We start from the raw sequence: 19,865 nt of genomic DNA, 5'->3' as shown, positions 1-19,865 counted from the left end.
GCCTACGCCTGGGAGGGCGAGTTTGGTTGACGCGCGAGACGCACATCACACCCGGCGGCCGTGCGCTTCCGTCCCGGCGGCGGCTGCCAGGAGCCGGCCCGAGACGCCTCTCGCGCCGGGGCGACACCGACGTGCCGGACCGCATCACCGCCCGGCCCCCGGGAGCGCCGGATGCGGCCGACGAGACACGGGCAGGCCCCTGTGCCGACCCCCACCACGCCTAGATCATCCCATTGCCCCTTTTGGGGACTCACTCCGGCCGAGTCCACGTGGACGCCGGGGCGGCCTCGGGCGACCCGGCGGGCGATGCGGCGGAGGCGGCCCCCTGTGATCAGATAAGGGCATGTCCCGTCGCACCAAGCGCCCCGCACGCCCCGCCGTCCCCACGTCCTGCCCCTGCGGGCTGCCCGCCTCCTATGCCGAGTGCTGTGGCCGCTATCACTCGGGCGCTGCCGCCGCCCCCACCGCAGAGGCGCTGATGCGCTCGCGGTTCAGCGCCTTCGCGGTTCAGGACGGGCCGTACCTGCTGCGCAGCTGGCACCCGGACACCCGGCCCGCCGGGATCGACTTCGACCCCGGCATGCGCTGGACCCGCCTGGAGATCCTGGACACCACCGACGGCAGCGCCTTCCACGCCACCGGCACGGTCACCTTCCGGGCGCACTACACCCATGACGGCGAAGCCGGCTCCCTGCACGAGCAGAGCCGGTTCTCGCGCGTCGACGGCGCCTGGGTCTACCTCGACGCGGTCTTCACCGAGTGACCCCGAGCGGGCCGAAGATGAACCCGAACTCGGCCTCCCGCGCCCGCAGTTGATACTCCGTCAGCACGCCAGGACCGCATGAGGCCGAGCCGATTCCCTGCATGCCGTGGTCCAGGTTGAGCCAGACGCGGTCACCGGGGGCCAGGTCGGGCAGATGGCGGGCCGCGGCCAGCTCCTCGCCGGCCCAGCGCCGGGCGGTGAACCAGAACTCCGGGTCGCCCTCGATTCTCAACCCCCTTTGCCCGTCGCGGAGTTCGGCCCACCGGACCTCCGCGCGGGCCCCGTTCTCCTGCGGCCGCACGTACGGCGTCTGCATCGCCTCGACGGGCATGCTCCAGCGTCCGACGCGCGCGGCCCGCCGGGTGTCCGGATAGGCCTCGCCGGGCCCCGCGCCGAACCACTCGGCCTGCCCGTACGCGCCCGGCAGTCCCATCCGTACGCCGAGCCGTGGCAGCGGCAGCGTCCAAGGGCCCTCGGGGGTGACCGACACCGTGAGCCGCGCCCGCTCCCCGTCGGCGCTCCACGTGTACGTCACCCGCAGTCCCAGATCCGAGGCGGCGGGCGCCACCCGCGAGCGCGTCACGAAGTGACCATCCGTCAACTCGATCTCGTCCAGGCGGTGTTGCATGCGGTCGAGGCCGAGCTCGCGCCACCGGCGGGCGTACTGCTCCTCGGGCGCCCACGTCGCCCCCGCGTCGTTGTCGGTCGGCGCCCGCCAGACATCGAGCCGTGGCCCGTCCACCGGGATGCCGCCGAGTTCCGTGAGCAGACCGGTCCGGCAGTCGAACGCAGCCGGGCCGAGCGTGACCCGATGGCCCTCGCGGACCGGAGCGATCCCGGCGACGGGCGCCGGCGCGGGACGCGGGACCACCGGAAGCTGGCTCCAGGCGACCTCGTGCCCGCGCGGCGCCCAGGGCGTGTCGTGCGCGAGCACCGCCCGAACCGTCCAGTACGCCTCGCGCGAGGCGTCGGCGACCGGCGGCGGGTCCAGTTTCAGCTCCGCGCTGCGGCCGGGTGCGAGGTCGGGAACGGCGAGGGGTCCCGAGGCCACCGCCTTGCCCTCCACCTCGTACGACCAGTCGAAGGAGAGGTGCGAAAGCCCGCTGAAATCATGGCAGTTGGTGATGTGCAGCGTGCCCGCCGCGCCGTCCCCGGCGAACCTGACCGGCTCGGTCACCTTCTTGTACTCGGCGAGGCCGGGGGAGGGGGTGCGGTCGGGGAACAGGAGCCCGTCGCAGACGAAGTTGCCGTCGTGCAGCTCCTCGCCGAAGTCGCCGCCGTAGGCGTGGCCCAGCTCGGGGTGGGCGAGGCCGTGGTCGATCCACTCCCAGACGAACCCGCCCTGGCAGCGCTCGTACGTCTCGAACAGGTCCTGGTACTCGGTGAGACCGCCGGGCCCATTGCCCATGGCGTGCCCGTACTCGCAGAGAATGAAGGGGAGCCGGGCCCGCTCGCCCGGCCCGTCCGTGTCCTCGTGGCGGCCGATCCGGCCGGTCTCCTCCTGCGAGGCGTACATGCGGGAGTACACATCGGTGTCCCGGCACGAACGGTCGCCCTCGTAGTGGATCGGGCGGTCCGGGTCGCGCTCGCGCATCCAGTCGGCCATCGCGCTCAGGCCCTGCCCGGTGCCGCACTCGTTGCCGAGCGACCAGAGCACCACCGAGGGATGGTTCTTGTCGCGCTCGACCATGCGGGCCGCGCGGTCCAGGAGCGCGGGCGTCCAGCGCGGGTCGTCGACCGGGTTGCCGCGCCAGCCCACCTCCTCGAAGCCGTGCGTCTCCAGATCGCACTCGTCGATCACCCAAAGACCCAGCTCGTCGCAGAGCTCCAGGAACGCGGGGTGCGGCGGATAGTGACTGGTGCGCACCGCGTTGATGTTGTGCCGCTTCATGAGGACCAGGTCCTCGCGCATGGTGGCGAGGCCGAGGGTGCGGCCCGTCTCGGTGTGGAACTCGTGGCGGTTGACCCCGCGGAACAGGATCCGGCGCCCGTTGACCTTGAGGAGCCCGTCCTCGACCACGACCGTACGGAATCCGACCCGCAACGGAACGCGCTCCCCGGGCGTGACCAGCTCGGCCGTGTACAGCCGGGGCGTCTCGGCCGTCCACGGCTCGACGGGGACGGGAGCGCTCTCACCGGTGGCGAGGTCGAGCCCCAGCTCCGGGACGAGCACACGCCCCGGGACCGCGCTCTCGACGCGCAGCGTGCCCCGGCCGGTGCGGTGGTCGTACGGGGAGTGCACGAAGAAGTCGCCGGCCGCGCCCGGGGGCCGGTGCAGCAGGGTCACCTCACGGAAGATGCCCGGCATCCACCACTGGTCCTGGTCCTCCAGGTAGCTGCCGGCCGACCACTGGTGGACCCGCACGGCCAGGACGTTGCCGTGCGGCCGGAGCAGTGCGCCGACCTCGAACTCGTGCGGCAGCCGACTGCCCATGAAGGTGCCGAGCTCGGTGCCGTTCAGCCAGACCCGGGCGCAGGACTCGACCCCGTCGAACCGCAGGAGCACCTCGCCGTCGGCGCGCATCGCGTCCGGCACGTCGAAGGTGCGCAGATGGTCGCCGGTCGGGTTCTCGGTGGGCACGCGTGGGGGATCGACGGGGAAGGGGTAGCGGACGTTGGTGTAGGCCGGGCTGCCGTGCCCCTGGAGCACCCAGTGGCCCGGCACGGCGAGTTCGGCCCAGCCGGAGGCGTCGTACCCGGGCGCGGTGAACGAGGTGTCCTCGCAGTCGGCCCTCGGAGACAGCCGGAACCGCCACGTCCCGTCGAGCGAGAGGCGTGCCGCGTCGGAGGCGGCGGACCAGGCCCGCGGCGCCAACGAGCCGGTGCCGGGCGACGGTTCCTCGTACCAGGGTGCAGTGCTCATGAATCTCCTTCATGGGGACTTGGGGAAGATCCTCGGCCGTACCGGCGAGCCGAGGAACCCCTGTGACGGGGGATTTTCATCGACGGCCACACACGTGCTCCGGCGTAGCTGACTACCAAGCGGTCAGAGAACTGACCGATCGGTTAGAGTCGGTCCGGTCGCGTCACGGGAGAGGGAGTGGTGAACGTGGGAGCTGCTGAGTCTGTGCAGCGCACGACCTGTTGCATCGTCGGCGGGGGACCGGCGGGGATGATGCTCGGACTGCTGCTTGCGAGAGCCGGCGTCGACGTGACGGTCCTGGAAAAACACGGGGACTTCCTGCGCGACTTCAGGGGCGACACCGTCCACCCCTCGACCCTGCGGCTCCTGGACGAACTCGGCCTCTCAGAGCGCTTCGCGGCGCTGCCCGCGCGCAGGCTGGAGGAGATGCGGATGGAGATCGGCGGCACGACCGTCGTCATGGCCGACTTCCGCCGCATCCCCGGACCGCACAAATACATCGCGATGGTGCCGCAGTGGGACTTCCTCGGCCTGCTCGCCGAAGCGGCGGCCGAGGAGCCGTCGTTCACGCTGCGCATGCGCACCGCCGTGACCGGGCTGCGCACCGAGGGCGGCCGCATCACAGGAGTGCGCTACGTGGACGAGCGCGGCCGGCCCGGTGAACTGGCTGCCGGTCTCACGGTGGCCTGCGACGGACGGGATTCGGTGGTCGCCCGCGAAGCCGGTCTTTTCCAGGACGAGTTCGAGGTGCCGATGGACGTCTGGCAGGCGCGGGTGCCCGCGCCCAGGGGCGGCGTCAAGGAAGGCCGCGTCTTCGCGCGCTTCGGCGGCGGCCAGGCGGCCGTCACCATGGACCGGGGCGACTACTACCAGACCGCCTATCTGATCCCGAAGGGCCGGGACGCGGCCCTGCGCGGCCACGACATCCAGTGGCTGCGCGACCGCCTCGGCCAACTCTTCGGCTGGGACGCGGAAGCGACCGCCGCCATCCGGTCCTGGGACGACGTAAAACTGCTCGACGTGACGATGGGGCGGCTGCCCCGCTGGCACCGCGACGGACTGCTGTGCATCGGCGACGCCGCCCACACCATGTCCCCGGTGGGCGGCGTCGGCGTCAACCTGGCCGTCCAGGACGCGGTCGCCGCCGCCCGCATCCTTGCCCGCCCACTACGCCGACGAAGCGTCACCACACGGGAGTTGGCGCGCGTTCAACGCCGACGTGGGCTTCCCGTGACCGTCGTGCAGAAGCAGCAGCGCGGCGAGCACGACCTGCTCCTGAAGCCCGCACTCGACGGGACGCTGCGGAGCGACCGGCTACCCCTGCCGCTGCGCCTGGTCCGGCGGATTCCGGCGCTGAGCGGCGTGACCGCATACCTGGGCGGCGTTGGCATACGGCCCGAGCACGCGCCCCGATTCGCCCGCAGATACGGCTGGTGGGGGAGCCTCAGCGCTCCACGGCGAGCAGCGTGAAGGCCACCAGCTCGGCCGCGGCCGCGTCCAGGTCGAGCTCGGGGTGGACGAGCCAGTGCGCGATCACCCCGTCGATCGCCCCGCCGATGGCCAACGCCACCGTACGGGTGTCGAACTCGCGGAAGTCGCCGGACTCCTGACCCTTCATCAGCAGACCTGCCAGGCCCTGCCAGCGGCCGGCGGTGTCGTGCGAGCCCGGCGTCTTCAGCTTCGTGCCGCCCTGGTCGTCGAGCAGCATCTCGACGATCACCCGCACATGGCGCCGGTTGGCCTGCTGGTAGCCGATCATCGCCCGCACATAGGCGACGAGGGCCGCCTTCGGGTCGGCCTCGCGCTCGACGCGTTCGCCGACGTACGCCATGAACCGGCCCAGCACATGCGCCAGCGTCGCCTCGGTCAGCTTGTCCTTGGAGGCGTAGTGGTAGAGGACGGCCGCCTTGGAGACCCCGGCCTGTTCGGCGATGGCGGCGAGTGAGGTGGCCGGGTAGCCGCGGGTGGCGATCGAGTCGATGGTGGCCTCGACGAGCTGCCGGCGGCGGGCCTGTTCGGTGAAGGTGGGCCGGTCCGGATCGCCACTCCGACGAGTCGGCATTCCGCCACCATCCCTTGCTCCGAACTCCCTGACCTGCCGGTTCCCGACCGTATCAGGGACCGCGGGGGCGCGGACCGCGAGCTCAGGAGGGGCCGGCGGCGGCCACCTTCTCGCGGACGGAGGGCAGTCCGTTCGCGAGGTCCTCGGCCATCAGGCGCTTGGCGATGGTGTCCGCGGCGGCGCGCAGTTCCGCACTGCGCGGGCGTCCGCGGTCCTTCTCCAACTGCTCGTTCAGCCACGCCGACCACGAGTCGGTGATGGCCGCGACCTCGCGCTCGCCGGCCGGGGTGTGCGAGAAGTAGCTGCCCTCGCGGCTGAGGAATCCCTCGTCGACCATCCGCTGGAACACCGGCACGAGGACCTCCGGCGGCACATGGCGCCGCGACGCGATCAGGCCGAGGCTCGCGTGCCCGACCATGCGCGTGTGCTGCTCGACCTGCATGACCGCCCAGGCCCCGGCCACGTCGAGCCGCGTGTCGGAGGCCGCGACGATCCGTCGCGCGGTGTTCATGTCCGCGCCCCGCACGATCTTGCCGACGGCGAGTTCGAGCACTTTCGCGGGGTCGCCCGTCGTCGGCTGCGCGAAGCCCTCGCCCATGTCGGTGGAGGCGGCCCGGGCGGTGTCGCGCAGCTCGACCTGTTTGAGGAAGAGCGCCACCAGGAAGCCCACCGCGGCGACCGGCACCGTCCACAGGAAGACGGTGTGGAGGCTTTCGGAGTAGGCCCGCACGATGGGGGCGGCTGTCGACGGAGGCAGTCGGTGCAGCCCGGCCGGGGACTGCGCGGCCTGCGCGAGCTGCGCCGGATTCGCGCCGCCGAGCTTCGCCGCCGCGGCCACCCCGTCCTGGAGGTTCGGCTTGAGGGTGTTGGCGTAGATGGTGCCGAAGACGGCGGTGCCGAACGAGCTGCCCAGCGTACGGAAGAAGGTGACACCGGACGTCGCCGTGCCCAGGTCTGCGTAGTCGACGGTGTTCTGCACGGCGATGGTGAGTACCTGCATGCACAGCCCGATACCGAGGCCGAGCACCAGCATGTAGAGCGATTCCAGCCACGCGCTGACGTCGGGTCCCATCAGCGAGAGCAGGTAGAGGCCCACCCCCATGACCAGGGCGCCGACGATGGGGAAGATCCGGTACCGGCCGGTCTTGCTCACCACGTTGCCGCTGAAGATCGACGCGATGAGCAGGCCGATGACCATGGGCAGGGTGCGCACGCCGGAGACGGTGGCCGAGTCGCCGTCGACGTACTGGAGATAGGTCGGCAGGAACGTCATCGCGCCGAGCATCGCGAAGCCCACGATGAAGCTCAGCACCGAACACACCGTGAAGACGGGGTTGCGGAACAGGCGCATCGGCAGCATCGGCTCGACGGCTCGGGTCTCCACCCAGCAGAACAGCGCCAGGGCGATCAGACCGCCCGCGAACAGCGCGATGATCGTCGGCGAGCCCCAGGCGAACTCGTTGCCGCCCCAGCTCGTCGCGAGGATCAGGGCGCTGGCCCCGGCCGCGACCAGACCGATGCCGAGGTAGTCGATGACGGGCTGGGCGACCGAGCGGACCGAGGGGATGGTGCGGGCCGCCGCGATCACCACGAGGATGGCGACGGGAACATTCACGTAGAACGCCCAGCGCCAGCTCAGATGGTCGGTGAAGAGCCCGCCCAGCAGCGGCCCGATGACGGTCGAGACGCCGAACACGGCGCCGATCGCACCCTGGTACTTGCCCCGTTCGCGCAGCGGGATCACATCGGCGATCAACGCCATCGCGGTCACCATCAGGCCGCCCGCGCCGATGCCCTGGAGCGCCCGCCAGGCGATGAGGAGCGACATGTTCGTCGCGAGGCCGCACAGGAACGAGCCGGTGATGAAGGTGATCGCCGAGACCTGGAAGACGACCTTGCGTCCGAAGAGGTCGCCGAACTTGCCGACCAGGGCGGTCGCGACGGTCTCCGCCAGGAGGTAGGAGGTGACCACCCACGACATGTGGGCGGCGCCGCCGAGGTCCGAGACGATCGTGGGGAGCGCGGTGCCGACGATGGTCTGGTCGAGCGCGGCAAGCAGCATCCCGAGCATGATCGTCCCGAACACGATGTTCCGCTGCCGGACATCCAGCACGGGCGGCGCGGACACGGGTGCCGTATCGCTGGCGGTGGTCACACTGGCACCCTCACACCGCCCCAGGTGACACGCATGCGGTGTAGGCCGTGCGAGTGAAGAGGCGGAGGGCTCTCCCGGGCGTCCCCGAGGACCTCCCTCAGGCCCCGAGCACGACGCCGGAACCGACCGGCTCGGTGAGCGGCCGGACGGCCGGCGGCCCGGTGCGGTGGAGCCTCGGCAGCGCGGGCACCGAGGCGACGAACACCAGGGTGGTGAGAACGAACGGCCAGGTGAAGGAGTGCCCGCCGGCCGGTGCGAAGAGCGCGTTCAGGGCGGGCCCGAGCACGGTGGCCGCTGCTGCCCCGACCACTGCGAAGCCGAGGCTCCAGCGGTCGGCCGCGAGCAGCACCCCGCACAGCGCCATCGCGACGAGCACGGCGTTGTAGCCCATCGTGCCGTCCACGATCCTGGCGGTGGGGGCGCCGAGCGCCCAGGCGGTCACCACGCCGACGGCGCTTCCGACGCAGGCCATGGCCCCCGCCGTCCGGCTGGCCGCGAAGATGCCGACCAGGAGGATCAGGCCGACGTACCACTGCGGCATGAGGAAGATCTGCGCGATGTTCGCGAAGAACGCGCGAGCCACGTCGTCGACGGCCAGGGCGACCGTCCCCTCCGCGGCACGGCTCAGCCCGGCCGTCGCCGGGCCGCCGTGCCACACCCGCTCGAAGCCGGGCGCCGCGATCGTCATGGCGCTCGCCATCAGGCAGAAGGGCAGCGTCAGGGCGGGCAGTCCCCAGCCGCGCAGCAGGGTCGTGGCGGCCGCGGTCACCACGGTGACCACCGCGCAGCCGCCCGCCGCGAGCACCATCGTGGACGGATGCCCGGGCCCGAGGAACACCGCGAAGCCGACCGCGACGAGACAGGCATTGAATCCTTCGAGCCCGGCGGACACCCTGCTCCGGTCCACCCCGAGCAGCTGGGCGGTGCCGGTCCCTATGGCGGTGCCGACCAGCCCGTAGAGGCCGTACTGCCAGCCGGCGGTGAACAGCGCGACCGTGAAGATCACCCCGGTGAGCGCGCTCGGCATGAAGTGCACCTGCGCCTGTCCGCGCAGCACGTGCACCGCGAACAGCCCACCTTGTCGCGCCCGCGGCATCCGCACGTGACCCTCCCCGTACCTACCAAGAAATCGGCCCGTAACAGCCAAGCGCACAGTAAGGGGTGGCATAGGGGACTTAGCAAGGGGCATACATCGGCAGAATGAGGCATAAATCCGTCCGGAACCCGCGCGGCCGGAAAGGTTTGTATACGACGACAGCCCAGAGCGGGCGTATACGGACGATGGAACGAGCAAGGTCCCGGCCGGCCCCGCCGGCCCCGCCGGGCCCCTTCGCCCGGGGTCCGGCGGCACGCGGTGGTGGCCGCGTACGCGCCGGAGACGGGGACTCCTGCCAGAAGTGACGTGCCGTCAATTCGCCATCTGTGCGGGCAGGTCCGGGAGCCTCCTGTCGTAGAGCCAGGCCTGGAGCAGCGGCCGCACCGCCTCCGTGGCCGTGGTCTCGGCGTGGGCGATGAACGTGGCGGTGTCGCCGATCCGGCCGCGCCGCGCCGCGTGCCACCCGCGCAGCACCGCGAAGAACCGCTCGTCGCCCAGCGTCAGGCGCAGCGCGTGCAGGGTGCAGGCGCCCCGGTTGTAGAGCCGGTCGTCGAAGATGCGGCGCGGGCCCGGCTCGGCGAGCCGCAGGTTCTGGGGGCGCTTGGCCAGGCTCCGCCACTCGCGCCGCGCGATCTCGTCGGCGCTGTCCTCGCCGATGTGCTCCGACCACAGCCACTCGGCGTACGTCGCGAAGCCCTCGTTGAGCCAGATGTGCCGCCACTCGCGGATGCCCACGCTGTTGCCGAACCACTGGTGCGCCAGCTCGTGGGCCACCAGCGTCTCCCAGCCTCGCTGCCCGTCGATGTGGTTGCGCCCGAACACCGCGCGGGTCTGGTTCTCGACGGGCGCGCCGAGGTCCGCGTCGACCACCACCGCGCCGTACGCCTCGAAGGGGTAGGGCCCGAACAGCTCCGAGAAGTGCCGCAGCATGTCCGGCTGGCGGCCGAGGTCGTGCCGGGCCGCCTCGGCGATGCGGGACGGGTAGGCGTTGTGCACCGGGATCGGCTTGCCGCCGGGCGGCCCCGGCGCGAGCACGCTGTCGTGCTGGAAGCGGCCGGTGTAGAGCGCGGCCAGGTAGGTGGCCATGGGGCCGGGGTGGTGGTAGGTCCACACCTCGGTGGAGCCCTCGCTGCGGCACTCGGTGAGCGTGCCGTTCGCGAGTGCCTGCCGGTCGCGCGGCACCGTGACCCGGAAGGTGTACGCGGCCTTGTCGTCGGGCCGGTCGTTGCACGGGAACCAGGACGGCGCCCCCAGCGGCTGGGAGGCGACCAGGGTGCCGTCGTGACTGTCGCCGGTACGGTCCCAGCCGATGCTGCCGAACGGCGAACGGATCGGCGCGGGCCGCCCGCCGTACCGCACCTTGGCGGTGAACAGCTCGCCCGCCGCGACGGGTTGACTGGGCGTCACATACAGCTTCCCCTGCCGCTGGCGGATGCGGGCGGCCCTGCCGTCGACGTGCGCCGCGTGTGCGCTGAGCCGGGACAGGTCGAGCTCGATCCGCTCCAGCGGCCGCAGGGCGACGGCCTGGATGAGCGCCGTGCCCGCCAGCCGGCCGCTGACCGAGTCGTACGCGATCCGCAGGTCGTAGGCGAGCGTGTCATGACCGTACGAGCCGTGCTGCGGGAAGTAGCGGTCCCGGCGGCCGGTGGCCTCCTGGTCCGCCACGGCAAGGCCGCCGAGCGCGGACAGGGCGGCGACCCGGACGAGCGACCGCCGCGTGCACCGGGTCATGCGGCGCTCCCTTCCCGCGATGATCCCTGATGAATCGTCACCAAAGGCTGCGTAAGGGGGAGTTGCGCCTCAGGGGACTGCTCGCCCGCGATGGGGTTGCCCGCCCAGCGGGTGTCCGGCGGCACGCTCTCACCGCGCATCACCAGCGAGGCGGCGCCCACCGACGCCCGGGCGCCGACGTCGGTGCCCGGCAGCGCGATGCTGTGCGGGCCGAGCGACGCGCCCTCGGCGAGCCGCACGGTGTCCAGGCGCATGATCCGGTCGTGGAAGAGATGGGTCTGGAGCACGCACCCGCGGTTCACGCTCGCCCCGTCCCCCAGCGTGATCAGATCCGTCTCCGGCAGCCAGTACGTCTCCAGCCACACCCCGCGCCCGATGTGCGCGCCGAGGCTGCGCAGCCACCAGTTCAGGAACGGAGTGCCGGTGAACGATCCCGCCATCCACGGCACCGCGAGGGACTCGACGAAGGTGTCGTACAGCTCGTTGCGCCACACGAAGGACGACCACAGCGGATGCTCGCCCGGCTCGAACCGGCCGACCAGGATCCACTTCGCGGCGGTCGCCGTGAGCCCCGCGACCGCGGCCGCGGCCACGAGCAGCACCGTCCCCGTCAGCGCGGCCAGCGGAAGGCCGCCCCGGTTGAGGGCGCTCTGCTCGCCGATCAGCACCGCCTCGGCGAGCAGCACCGAGCACATCAGCGGCAGCACCCGGCACAGCTCGACCGCGGAACGGGCGAGCACCAGCCCCCGCGGCGGTTCGAAGGTGCGGCCGGGGTCGGCCGCGGTCGGCACCCTGGGCAGCGGAAGCGCGGGCCGGCCGAGCCATGAACTGCCCGGCTCGCTCTGCGCGGGCGCGTCGCACAGCACGCCGATCAGCGCCCCGTCGGGCACCCGGCGGTCCGGGCCGACGATCCCCGAGTTGCCGACGAAGGCCCTGCGCCCGACGGTCGCCGTCCCCAACCGCAGCCAGCCGCCCCGCATTTCGTACGGCGCGACCAGGGTGTCGTCGGCGAGGAACGCGCCGTCCTCGACCGTCAGGAGCGAGGGCAGCGGAAGCACCGTCGAGATCTCGGCGCGCCGCCCCACCCTGGCGCCGAGCAGCCGCAGCCACACCGGGGTCGCGAGGCTCGCGTACAGCGGGAAGAGGCTGCCGCGGGCGCCGCTGAGCAGCCGGGTCACCAGCCAGGCGCGCCAGGCGACGCCGCCGCACACCGGATGGAAGCCGGGCTTCAGGCCCCGCCCGAGGATCCGGACAAGCGCGGCGAGCGTCAGCGCCGAGCACAGGGTGGTGACCACCGCGACGGGCGGCGCCGCGAGCAGCAGGCGCACGGCGACCGCCGAGAGCGTGTCGCAGGAGCGCACCAGGTAGTACACGCCGACCAGCGCGGGCACCGTGGACAGCACCGTAAGGAGCGGCAGGCCGATGAGGGAGAGCGCGTACGCCGCGGCCCAGCGGCGCGAACGCTCCGGACGCGGGGCGGGCCATCCGGTGCCGGCGACGCGCTCGTACGATTCGGCCTGCCGCGCCGGTGAGCCGAGCCAGCGCCGGCCGGGCGGGACCTCCCCGTCCAGGCAGGCGCCCGGCTCCAGTTCGGCGTCCGCGCCGAGGGCGGCGCCGGGCATCAGGGTGCTGCGGTGGCCGACCCGGGCGCCGTCGCCGATACGGACCGCGCCGATGTGCAGGGTTGCCCCGTCCAGCCACCAGCCGCTGATGTCGGCCTCCGGCTCCACGCTCGCACCCCGGCCGATCGTCGCGAGACCGGTCACCGGAGGCATGGCGTGCAGGGCGACGCCCGGCCCGACCCGGCAGCCCAGCGAGCGGGCGTACAGCCGGGCCCAGGGCGTGCCGAGCAGGGAGGAGACGCCGAACGCGGCCACGATGCGCTCGGCCGTCCACAGCCGCAGATGCACGCGGCCGCCACGCGGATACGCGCCCGGCAGCACACCCCGGGTCAGCAGGCGCGCCGACGCACCGCCGATCACGAAGCGGGCGGGCGCGCTCATCAGGACCAGCGCGGCGACGAGGACGAGCCACCAGGACGTGTGCGGCGCCCAGGCCTGCGGGGCGAGCCACCCCACCATGTTGTCGAGCGTCGCCAGGCCGACGAGCCCGCGCAGTCCCGCGATCCCGAACAGGCCTGCTGTAACGAGGAGTTGGACCACTCCTGCGCCGTACGGCACCGGCTGTACGGGCCGGGCCTCGGCGGCCGGGCCCTCAAGGGATTCGAGGTGCTGGGCCATGTCGCGCAGGACGGGGCGGCGGTAGAGGTCGGCGACGGAGACGCCTGGGTAGTGCTCGCGCAGCTCGGAGGCGAGGCGTGCCGCGCTCAGGCTGGACCCGCCGAGCGCGAAGAAGTCGCTGTCCGGCTCGGGGCACACGCCCAGCATCCGCTCCCACGCCCCGGCGAGGCGGGCCACGGTGGAGCCGTCCTGTGCGGCGTCGACGGCCGGGCCGCGCTGCGAGGGCAGCGGCCAGGGCAGGGCGTCCCGGTCGACCTTGCCCGAGGTGCGCGTGGGCAGTTCGGTGACCTCGACGAGCAGCGGTACGAGGGCGGCCGGCAGGCGTTCGGCGAGGAAGCCGCGGGCCTGGTCGGCGCGGAAGCCGCCCCGCTCGGGCACCACGTAGCCGACCAGGATCTGGCCGCCGGCCGGGGTGCCGCGCACCGCGCCGGCCGCCGCGCGCACGCCCGGCAGGGCCCGCAACATGGCGTCGATCTCGCCGAGTTCGATGCGCCGCCCGCCCACCTTGACCTGGTCGTCGGCCCGCCCCAGATGGATGAGCCCGGCCGCCTCCGCCCGTACGAGATCGCCGGTGCGATAGGCGCGCCGGGTGTCGAGGAGGGACAGCGGGGCGAACCGTTCGGCGTCCTTGGCGTCGTCGAGGTAGCGCGCCGTGCCCACGCCCGCGATGACCAGCTCGCCCTCGCCGCCGTAGGGAACGGGGTCGCCGGCCGCGTCCAGGACCGCCAACTCCCATCCGGCCAGGGGGAGTCCGATGCGTACCGGCTCGCCCGGCAGCATGCGCGCGGCGGTCGCCACCACCGTCGTCTCCGTGGGGCCGTAGGTGTTCCACATCTCGCGGCCCTTGACCGCGAACCGGTCCGCGAGGGCGCCCGGGCAGGCCTCGCCGCCGACGATCAGGAGCCGGACCTCGTCGAGCGCCTCGTCCGGCCACAGGGCCGCGAGCGTGGGCACCGTGGAGACCACCGTGATGCCGCGTTCGATCAGCCAGGGCCCGAGCTCGTGGCCCGCCCGCACCAGCGCGCGGGGCGCCGGGACCAGGCAGCCGCCGTGCCGCCAGGCCAGCCACATCTCCTCGCACGAGGCGTCGAAGGCCACCGAGAGCCCGGCGAGTACCCGGTCGCCCGGGCCCAACGGCCGTTCGCTGAGGAAGAGTTGCGCCTCGGCGTCCACGAACGCGGCCGCCGAACGATGGGTGACCGCCACGCCCTTGGGCAGCCCGGTCGAACCGGACGTGAAGATGATCCAGGCGTCGTCGTCGGGCGACGCGGGCCGCCAGCGCTCGGCCAGCGGCGCCACGGGCCCCGGCAGTATGCGCTCGTCGGCCTCGATCACGGCGCACACCCCCGCCTCGCGGAAGACGGTCGCCGCGCGCTCCTCGGGATCGTCCGCGTCGACCGGCACGTACGCCGCGCCGCACAGCAGGACCGCCAGGATGGCGAGGTAGAGGTCGCAGGTGCCGGACGGGATCCGGACGCCGACCCGGTCGCCGGGGCCGATGCCGTGGCGGGTGAGCCGCACGGCGCGTTCGGTGATCCGGTCGCAGAGGTCTTGGTAGGTGAGCCTCTCGCCGCCCGCGTCGAGTGCGGGCGCGCCCGGGTGGGCGGCCGCCGTCGCGTCCAGTACGTCGAGCAGGGTGCGGGGGTGCGGGGCGGTGGCGCCGCGGAATACGGCCGGCAGATGCGAAGACATACGGTATGCCTCTGGCGTAGTGCGGGTGGTACGGACATCCTTCGGACATCCGCCCACTCAGACGGGCATATCCAGCGGCGGGTTCGCTCCGGCCTTCGGACTTGACGATATTTATCCGTTGTTTTCGAAGTGAATCGGATGATTATGGCGCCGATCGGGGCAAGTTCAGTGCCGATCGCGGTGGCCGAGGTCCCTTGCGCGTAGCACAAGTTCGGTGGCGAACCGGTGTTCGGGATCGGTGAGCCGCTCGCCGAAGATGGACTCCAGGGTGCGCATCCGGTAGCGCACGGTTTGCGGGTGCACGTCAAGCAGTTCGCCCATCTGGGCGGCCGTGCCACGCGTTGCGAGCCAGGTCCGCAGGGTTTCGAGGAGCCGGTCGCGCCGCCCGGGGGTGAGCGCGTCGAGCGGCGCGAGCTCGCGGCGGCCGAGGTGTTCGAGGAGCGCAGGGTCGGAGCGCAGCCACAGCGTGACGAGGTGCTCCTCGCAGTACAGCGTGCCGGAGTCGCTGTCGATGACCCCCGACCGGGCGAGTTCGAGGACCTGACGGGCCCAGCGCAGGGAATCGGACGCATCGCCGATGGGGACCTCCAAACCGACCGCCGCCCAGGACCCGTGCAGGGCCGCGTCCAGCATCCGTCTTCGTACCTCGTCGACCGGGCCCGGCACCAGGAGATGGGGCAGCGGCTCGCCGGGATCGAGCAGGACATCGTTGTCCAGCGCCGCCCGCGTGAGACCCGCCCCGGACCGGAGCGCGACCAGCGTGACCCGCTCGGGCAGCGGCCAGTGGGCCCGGTCGGCGAGCTCCGCGATCGCCGCGCGCGGCACCGGGGACCCGGCCAGGATCAGATGCAGCAGCCGTCTTCGCAGCGCGTCCGAGCGCTCCCCGGAGAACGAGGTGACCTCCAGATAGCCCTCCCGTGAGAGCGCTTCCAGCTCCTCGACGTAGGTGAAGAGCGCGTCCGCGAAGCTGAGCATCAGGGCGGGGGAGAGGTTGTAGCGCCGGCCGATCTTCTTCGCCCGGCGCAGCGCCACCCGGGCGCCGAGCCGGTACGCGCCCTGGAGGGTCTCCAGGCTCCGGCCCTCGTACGCCTCGAACCGGCCGAAGCGGCGGCACATCTCGTCGCGCAGGGTGGAGGGGGCGCTGGGGGAGGCCACCTGGTCGACGAAGACGGCGAGGTTCTGCTCGACGCCGACCCGGATCGCCTCGCCGTAGGGGCCGTCGAGCAGCCGGGCGTACTCGGGGTAGGCGCGGGTGATCTCGGCGCCGATCTCCTTGAGCAGGCCCGGCAGTTCGGGCCGCATGATCGCGGCGAACTCCTGTGGGAGCGGTCCCAACGGCTCCTGGGTGTCCGGTGAATGCGCGGCTGCGGGCATCTCACTCCCCTTGCACTACGGCGCCCGGTGGGGGGAGGGCCGATGGAGAAAGCGCTCCCACCGACCGTCAGGTGCGTACCTTTCGCGGACTGCCGAACCTAGAACAACTCCCGTGTGATGGACAACACTTGGGGCGGTGTTCGATTCATGGGGCATCGGTTGTCGGCCGATTCCGGGGCGGCCCGGCAGGAGCGCGCACGGGCCGCCGTCGGGCGGGTCGGCGAAGGCTACTGCACTGCTGAATGCCAGTACTGGGAGAGCAGTTTGCCGTTGTTCGGGACTACGGTGCCGGGGGCGTTGAGGCCGGCGAGGTAGGTCGAGGCGTTGTCCAGTACGACGCTGTTGTTGCCGGCCGCCGAGGGCAGCCCGGTCTTGAGGTTCACTGCCCAGTCGAGCATCCCGGCGAGCCCGCAACCGCTTGCTCCCGGCACCGCGAACGTGGTGTCCGTCTGGCTCGCGCCGGTGAGGCTGAGCCGGTTCATGACACCGCTGGTGTTGGGCGTGCCGTTGCCGTCGAAGCGCTTGATGCCGAAGGCCGGGGCGGTGACGTTCTGCGGGCGCAGCACGATCGGGTGGGCGGCGGAGCCGATGTAGCAGGAGCCGCCGAGGAACGGGTTCTGGAGGTGGATGCGGACCGGGATCGAGAGGATCGGCCTCCCGGAGGTGGCGCCCGCGGTCAGGTCGAAGCCGGTGGGCGCGCCCGCCGATTCGACGGTCGCGGTGACCCGGTTGAGGGTGCTGTTGGTGATCTGGCGGCAGATCTCTGAGATGACGGGGATGTCGCTCGGGCACATCAGGCCGAGCAGGCCGCCCGGGATGTCGGCGGAGTCGGCGATCAGGGCGCCGCCCGCCGGTGCGACCAGGGTGGGCGCGCCGCCGGTGTGCTGCACCACGCCGGCCTGCAGATCGCTGGCGCCGGTGACGACCTCGGTGCTGCCGAGCTTGATGGAGCCGCTCGCCGCGTGCGAGGCGATGCACTGCACGATCTCGGCGCGCCCGTCGGCGGCCAGCATCGCCGGGTCGTCCACCGGGCAGCGGGTGAACGGGGCCCAGTTTCCCCCGAGTTGGGCGGCCGCGGCGGAATCGGCGGAGGCCGGTCCCACGGTCACCAGCACGGTCAGAGCCGTGCACGTGGCAAGCAGCCCCGCGCGCAGACGGGTGGATACGGGTCTCATGAGGTCGTCCCCTCTCGACGTCTCGACTCTCGACGTCCTGTACGGATATGGGTGGGTGCGACAACAGCCGCGCGGAGTACGGGAGTTGGCTTGATTCGCACGGCGTGCGCTCAACGCAGCGGCAGCGGTACGTTCGTCGGCTGCTTGTCGGGGGTGCAGAGCTTGGCGGGGTCGTCCGGGATGCCGGACGCGCACGGCGCTCCCTGGTTCTGCTTGACCGTGTTGGCGGGCCCGGACACGGACGCGGTGAACAGCGGGCTCAGGTCCTCGCCCACCCCGCAGCCGGTGAACGGCGGAATGGTCACCGAACCGTCGAGCGGTCCTCCCCGCGAGAGCGAGTAGCCGCGCCAGACCGTGTCGGTGCCCTTCTTGAGCCTGCCGAGCAGGACCAAGTGGTCCTTGGTGTTCTTCGCCGGGTCCGGGTCGTCGGAGTAGACGGAGCCGGTGGTACGGCAGTTGGGGCCGACATCGAGCGGTGTCCCGTTGACCTGGACGTCGCTCAGGCGCAGGGTCAGCGGAATCCTGATGTAGGTCTCGCCGTGTCCCGCGGTGTTGTTGAGGTCGGAGTCGATGGCCATGGGTCCGGTCTGTTCCAGCGTCATCGTGGCGGTGGTCGGCATGAACCCGAACGTCAGGAACGTCGCGGGGGCGGGCGGGGTCTGGGTGCGGCCCCGGTAGTCGAGACGGCCGACCGAGCTCTGGAACAAATGGAGTTCGAAGACGCCCGGCCGGACCTCGATCCGCTTGAGCTGGCTGGGACCCTGGACGATCTTGGCGCAGTAGACGGGGATCAGCGAGGCGCCGCCCAGCTTGGTGACGTTCGAGTACCCGGTGACGTACGCCGAGAGCGCGAGCGGCTGGGTGGTGTCGCCCCGGCACTCGGGTGCGGTGGCGGGCGGGGCTCCCCGGGTCTTCGGGGGGACGACCTCGGGTGCGGAGGGCGAGGGCTGTCGCGGACCGTCGGTCGCGAGGCCCGTCGCCGAGGTGCTGGGGGTCGGGGCGGGGGAGGAACTGGCCGCCGTTACGGGCACTTTGGCGAGCAGGGCCGAACCGCCGGGGGTGAGCGTGCAGGCCACCGAGACGGTGGCCGGATCGGTCGCGGCGCCCTCGGCGGTGACCGGGCTGAAGTCGATGGTGAGGGCCGCCGCCGTCACGGTCAGGTCGCCGGGGCTGTTCGCGGTGATGGTCGGGACCTCTCCGGTCGCCTGGAGCGTGGCGCCGCCCGTCGAGGCGAGCGGCACGGAGGGGGCGGCGCCCTGCCAGAGGGCCTCGGCCGCGGCGCCGTTCTGGGCCACCTCGGTCGTGAGGCGGGTGGTGGCGCCCGTCCTGGCCGCGTGAAGTTTCGTGAGATCGGCGACCGCGGCATCGGGCAGGGCCACCGACGTGCTGACCTCGGTGGGCTGGATGGCCGCGCCCGCCGCCGCCCGGTCGGGGAACCTGGCGCCGACCCCGACCTTCACCGGCCGGGCCCCGCCCGGGAAGGCGCAGCTGTAGGCGAGTTCGGTGCTGATCTGCTGGTCGCCGCGGGCCACGTCCGCGCCCGGCACGATCCCGGCCAGGACCACGGCTGCCGCCGCGACCGCGCCCCGCCCGCGCATGCTCCGCCATCGCCCGGCCGGGCTCAGGGTCCCTGTCACGTCGCCTTCAGCTCCACTCGCTCAGCTCCTCGAAACGGCCTGCGCCGCGGCTGGGGGACCGCCCGGCCGGCCACGGGCGCCGGCCGGGCGGTCCCGGGTGTACGCGCCGCGTCATAGGCGTTACGAGCCGACGATGGTGGGGTGCGTGCTGGTGCCGCTGACCACCGCGAAGAAGTCGCCGTTGAACGACGGGTGGTCACCGGCCGACACCACACCCGAGCAGCCGGCCGTCGGGTCGGAGACCGTCAGTTCGGTGGCGTTGGTCGCGATGGCCAGGTCGCCGGTCGCATTGGTGTAGGTGCCGTGCGCGGTTCCGGTCACGGTGAAGGCACAAGTCGCCACGGACACACGGGCGTTGATGCCCGAGATGTAGCCCTGCGAGACGCCGCTGCCGGCGTCGTAGTCGGTCACGTTCAGCGTCCAGGGAGTGTTCGCCACCGTGTCGACCGCACCGAGGAAACTGGTGCACGGCTCACCGGATCTGCCGAAGTGCACCGGGTCGATGCTGCCGACCGCCGCCGGGTTGCCCGTGGCGCTCTGCAGGGAACCCCCGGCGTCCGAGTAGGTGCACGTCATGTCGATGCCGTTGATGGAGAGCACGACATTGCTGGACGTGGCGGTGAAACTCTCGGGCGAGTTAGGGCCGATCACCCAGTTCGTGGGCGACGCGGCCATGGCGGGCGCGGTCGCCAGGGTGAAGGCGGCCGTCGCGGCGCCGCATACCAGCGCAAGCTTTCCAAGGGTGCTTCGCACAGTAAATTCCTCCGATTTCACCAGCTGCGGGTACGGATTCGGCCACGTACGATCCGTGACGAGGCGGACGTTACTTGCGAGAAACATCGGCGCACAATCCTGGCGTTGAAGATTGTGCCGAGCAAGACCCTTCCTTGTGCCCCGGTGAGCAACCGGCCGGTTTTTCTTGTCGATCGGTGCGCAATCCCATCGGTGGCGTCAGGTCATTCGTGCCGAAGTTCCCGCTTCTCTCCCCATAAGGATGGGCCGGGCGGCCAGTTACAGGTGCAACCCCTCACCTTGTGACAAGTTCCGGAGGGAAAGCACTGCTGTGATGACAAGTTG

General features: G+C 72.1%; 12 protein-coding genes. 2 read left to right on the top strand and 10 right to left on the bottom strand.

All coding sequences use genetic code 11. The annotated features are described in order from the left end of the window. The first annotated feature begins 343 nt into the window (after positions 1–343). A complete protein-coding gene (locus ABD346_RS32355; RefSeq protein WP_344379747.1) occupies positions 344–763 on the top strand; it encodes a YchJ family protein in 420 nt (139 codons plus the stop codon). Here ABD346_RS32355 and ABD346_RS32350 read toward each other — a convergent pair. Next, on the bottom strand, positions 753–3,626 hold the full coding sequence (locus tag ABD346_RS32350) for a glycoside hydrolase family 2 TIM barrel-domain containing protein (RefSeq protein WP_344379746.1): 2,874 nt from the start codon (positions 3,624–3,626) through the stop codon (positions 753–755). The genes ABD346_RS32355 and ABD346_RS32350 overlap by 11 nt on opposite strands. 186 nt (positions 3,627–3,812) lie before the next feature. On the opposite strand from ABD346_RS32350, the gene ABD346_RS32345 reads away from it, so the two are divergent. Beyond that, positions 3,813–5,096 (top strand): FAD-dependent oxidoreductase, encoded by a 1,284-nt coding sequence (locus ABD346_RS32345; protein WP_344379744.1) that lies wholly within the window; start codon positions 3,813–3,815, stop codon positions 5,094–5,096. Here the strand turns inward: ABD346_RS32345 and ABD346_RS32340 are convergent. The 9 genes from ABD346_RS32340 to ABD346_RS32300 all read right to left on the bottom strand — a co-directional run bounded on the left by ABD346_RS32340 (position 5,071) and on the right by ABD346_RS32300 (position 19,541). After that, positions 5,071–5,688, bottom strand: coding sequence for a TetR/AcrR family transcriptional regulator (locus tag ABD346_RS32340; protein WP_344379742.1), 618 nt, complete (start codon positions 5,686–5,688; stop codon positions 5,071–5,073). The two genes, ABD346_RS32345 and ABD346_RS32340, sit on opposite strands and share 26 nt — an antisense overlap. A gap of 82 nt (positions 5,689–5,770) precedes the next feature. Beyond that, positions 5,771–7,843: an MDR family MFS transporter gene (locus ABD346_RS32335; protein ID WP_344379740.1), complete on the bottom strand. Its 2,073-nt coding sequence runs from the start codon at positions 7,841–7,843 to the stop codon at positions 5,771–5,773. Positions 7,844–7,940: 97 nt separating this feature from the next. Next, positions 7,941–8,939 carry an urea transporter gene (locus ABD346_RS32330; protein WP_344379822.1) on the bottom strand — a complete coding sequence of 333 codons (999 nt, stop codon included), beginning with the start codon at positions 8,937–8,939 and terminating at the stop codon, positions 7,941–7,943. A 312-nt stretch (positions 8,940–9,251) separates the two neighbouring features. Further along, entirely contained in the window at positions 9,252–10,670 is a 1,419-nt protein-coding gene (locus ABD346_RS32325; protein ID WP_344379738.1) for a M1 family metallopeptidase, read from the bottom strand. Next, positions 10,667–14,602 (bottom strand): Pls/PosA family non-ribosomal peptide synthetase, encoded by a 3,936-nt coding sequence (locus ABD346_RS32320; RefSeq protein ID WP_344379736.1) that lies wholly within the window; start codon positions 14,600–14,602, stop codon positions 10,667–10,669. The genes ABD346_RS32325 and ABD346_RS32320 overlap by 4 nt, the downstream gene beginning before the upstream one ends. A gap of 165 nt (positions 14,603–14,767) precedes the next feature. Then, positions 14,768–15,976, bottom strand: a complete 1,209-nt coding sequence (locus ABD346_RS32315) for a PucR-like N-terminal domain-containing protein (protein WP_344379735.1) — start codon at positions 15,974–15,976, stop codon at positions 14,768–14,770. Positions 15,977–16,203: 227 nt separating this feature from the next. Continuing rightward, positions 16,204–17,151, bottom strand: coding sequence for a hypothetical protein (locus ABD346_RS32310; RefSeq protein ID WP_344379733.1), 948 nt, complete (start codon positions 17,149–17,151; stop codon positions 16,204–16,206). A 110-nt stretch (positions 17,152–17,261) separates the two neighbouring features. Next, entirely contained in the window at positions 17,262–18,788 is a 1,527-nt protein-coding gene (locus ABD346_RS32305) for a DUF6801 domain-containing protein (RefSeq protein WP_344379731.1), read from the bottom strand. 120 nt (positions 18,789–18,908) lie between these two features. Then, on the bottom strand, positions 18,909–19,541 hold the full coding sequence (locus tag ABD346_RS32300) for a hypothetical protein (RefSeq protein ID WP_344379729.1): 633 nt from the start codon (positions 19,539–19,541) through the stop codon (positions 18,909–18,911). Positions 19,542–19,865: the final 324 nt, after the last annotated feature.

Origin of the sequence: Streptomyces mauvecolor (genome assembly GCF_039532965.1) — a bacterium.
Lineage (GTDB): Bacteria > Actinomycetota > Actinomycetes > Streptomycetales > Streptomycetaceae > Streptomyces > Streptomyces violascens.
Note: the sequence above shows the minus strand (reverse complement) of the source record. Positions and strands in the feature narration are given on the sequence as shown.

Excerpts from the sequence above, each read along its gene's own strand:
- ABD346_RS32325 (WP_344379738.1), bottom strand. The coding sequence starts at position 10,670 with ATGACCCGGTGCACGCGGCGGTCGCTCGTCCGGGTCGCCGCCCTGTCC.
- ABD346_RS32330 (WP_344379822.1), bottom strand. The coding sequence starts at position 8,939 with ATGCCGCGGGCGCGACAAGGTGGGCTGTTCGCGGTGCACGTGCTGCGC.
- ABD346_RS32320 (WP_344379736.1), bottom strand. The coding sequence starts at position 14,602 with ATGTCTTCGCATCTGCCGGCCGTATTCCGCGGCGCCACCGCCCCGCAC.
- ABD346_RS32310 (WP_344379733.1), bottom strand. The coding sequence starts at position 17,151 with ATGAGACCCGTATCCACCCGTCTGCGCGCGGGGCTGCTTGCCACGTGC.
- ABD346_RS32340 (WP_344379742.1), bottom strand. The coding sequence starts at position 5,688 with ATGCCGACTCGTCGGAGTGGCGATCCGGACCGGCCCACCTTCACCGAA.
- ABD346_RS32350 (WP_344379746.1), bottom strand. The coding sequence starts at position 3,626 with ATGAGCACTGCACCCTGGTACGAGGAACCGTCGCCCGGCACCGGCTCG.
- ABD346_RS32315 (WP_344379735.1), bottom strand. The coding sequence starts at position 15,976 with ATGCCCGCAGCCGCGCATTCACCGGACACCCAGGAGCCGTTGGGACCG.
- ABD346_RS32355 (WP_344379747.1), top strand. The coding sequence starts at position 344 with ATGTCCCGTCGCACCAAGCGCCCCGCACGCCCCGCCGTCCCCACGTCC.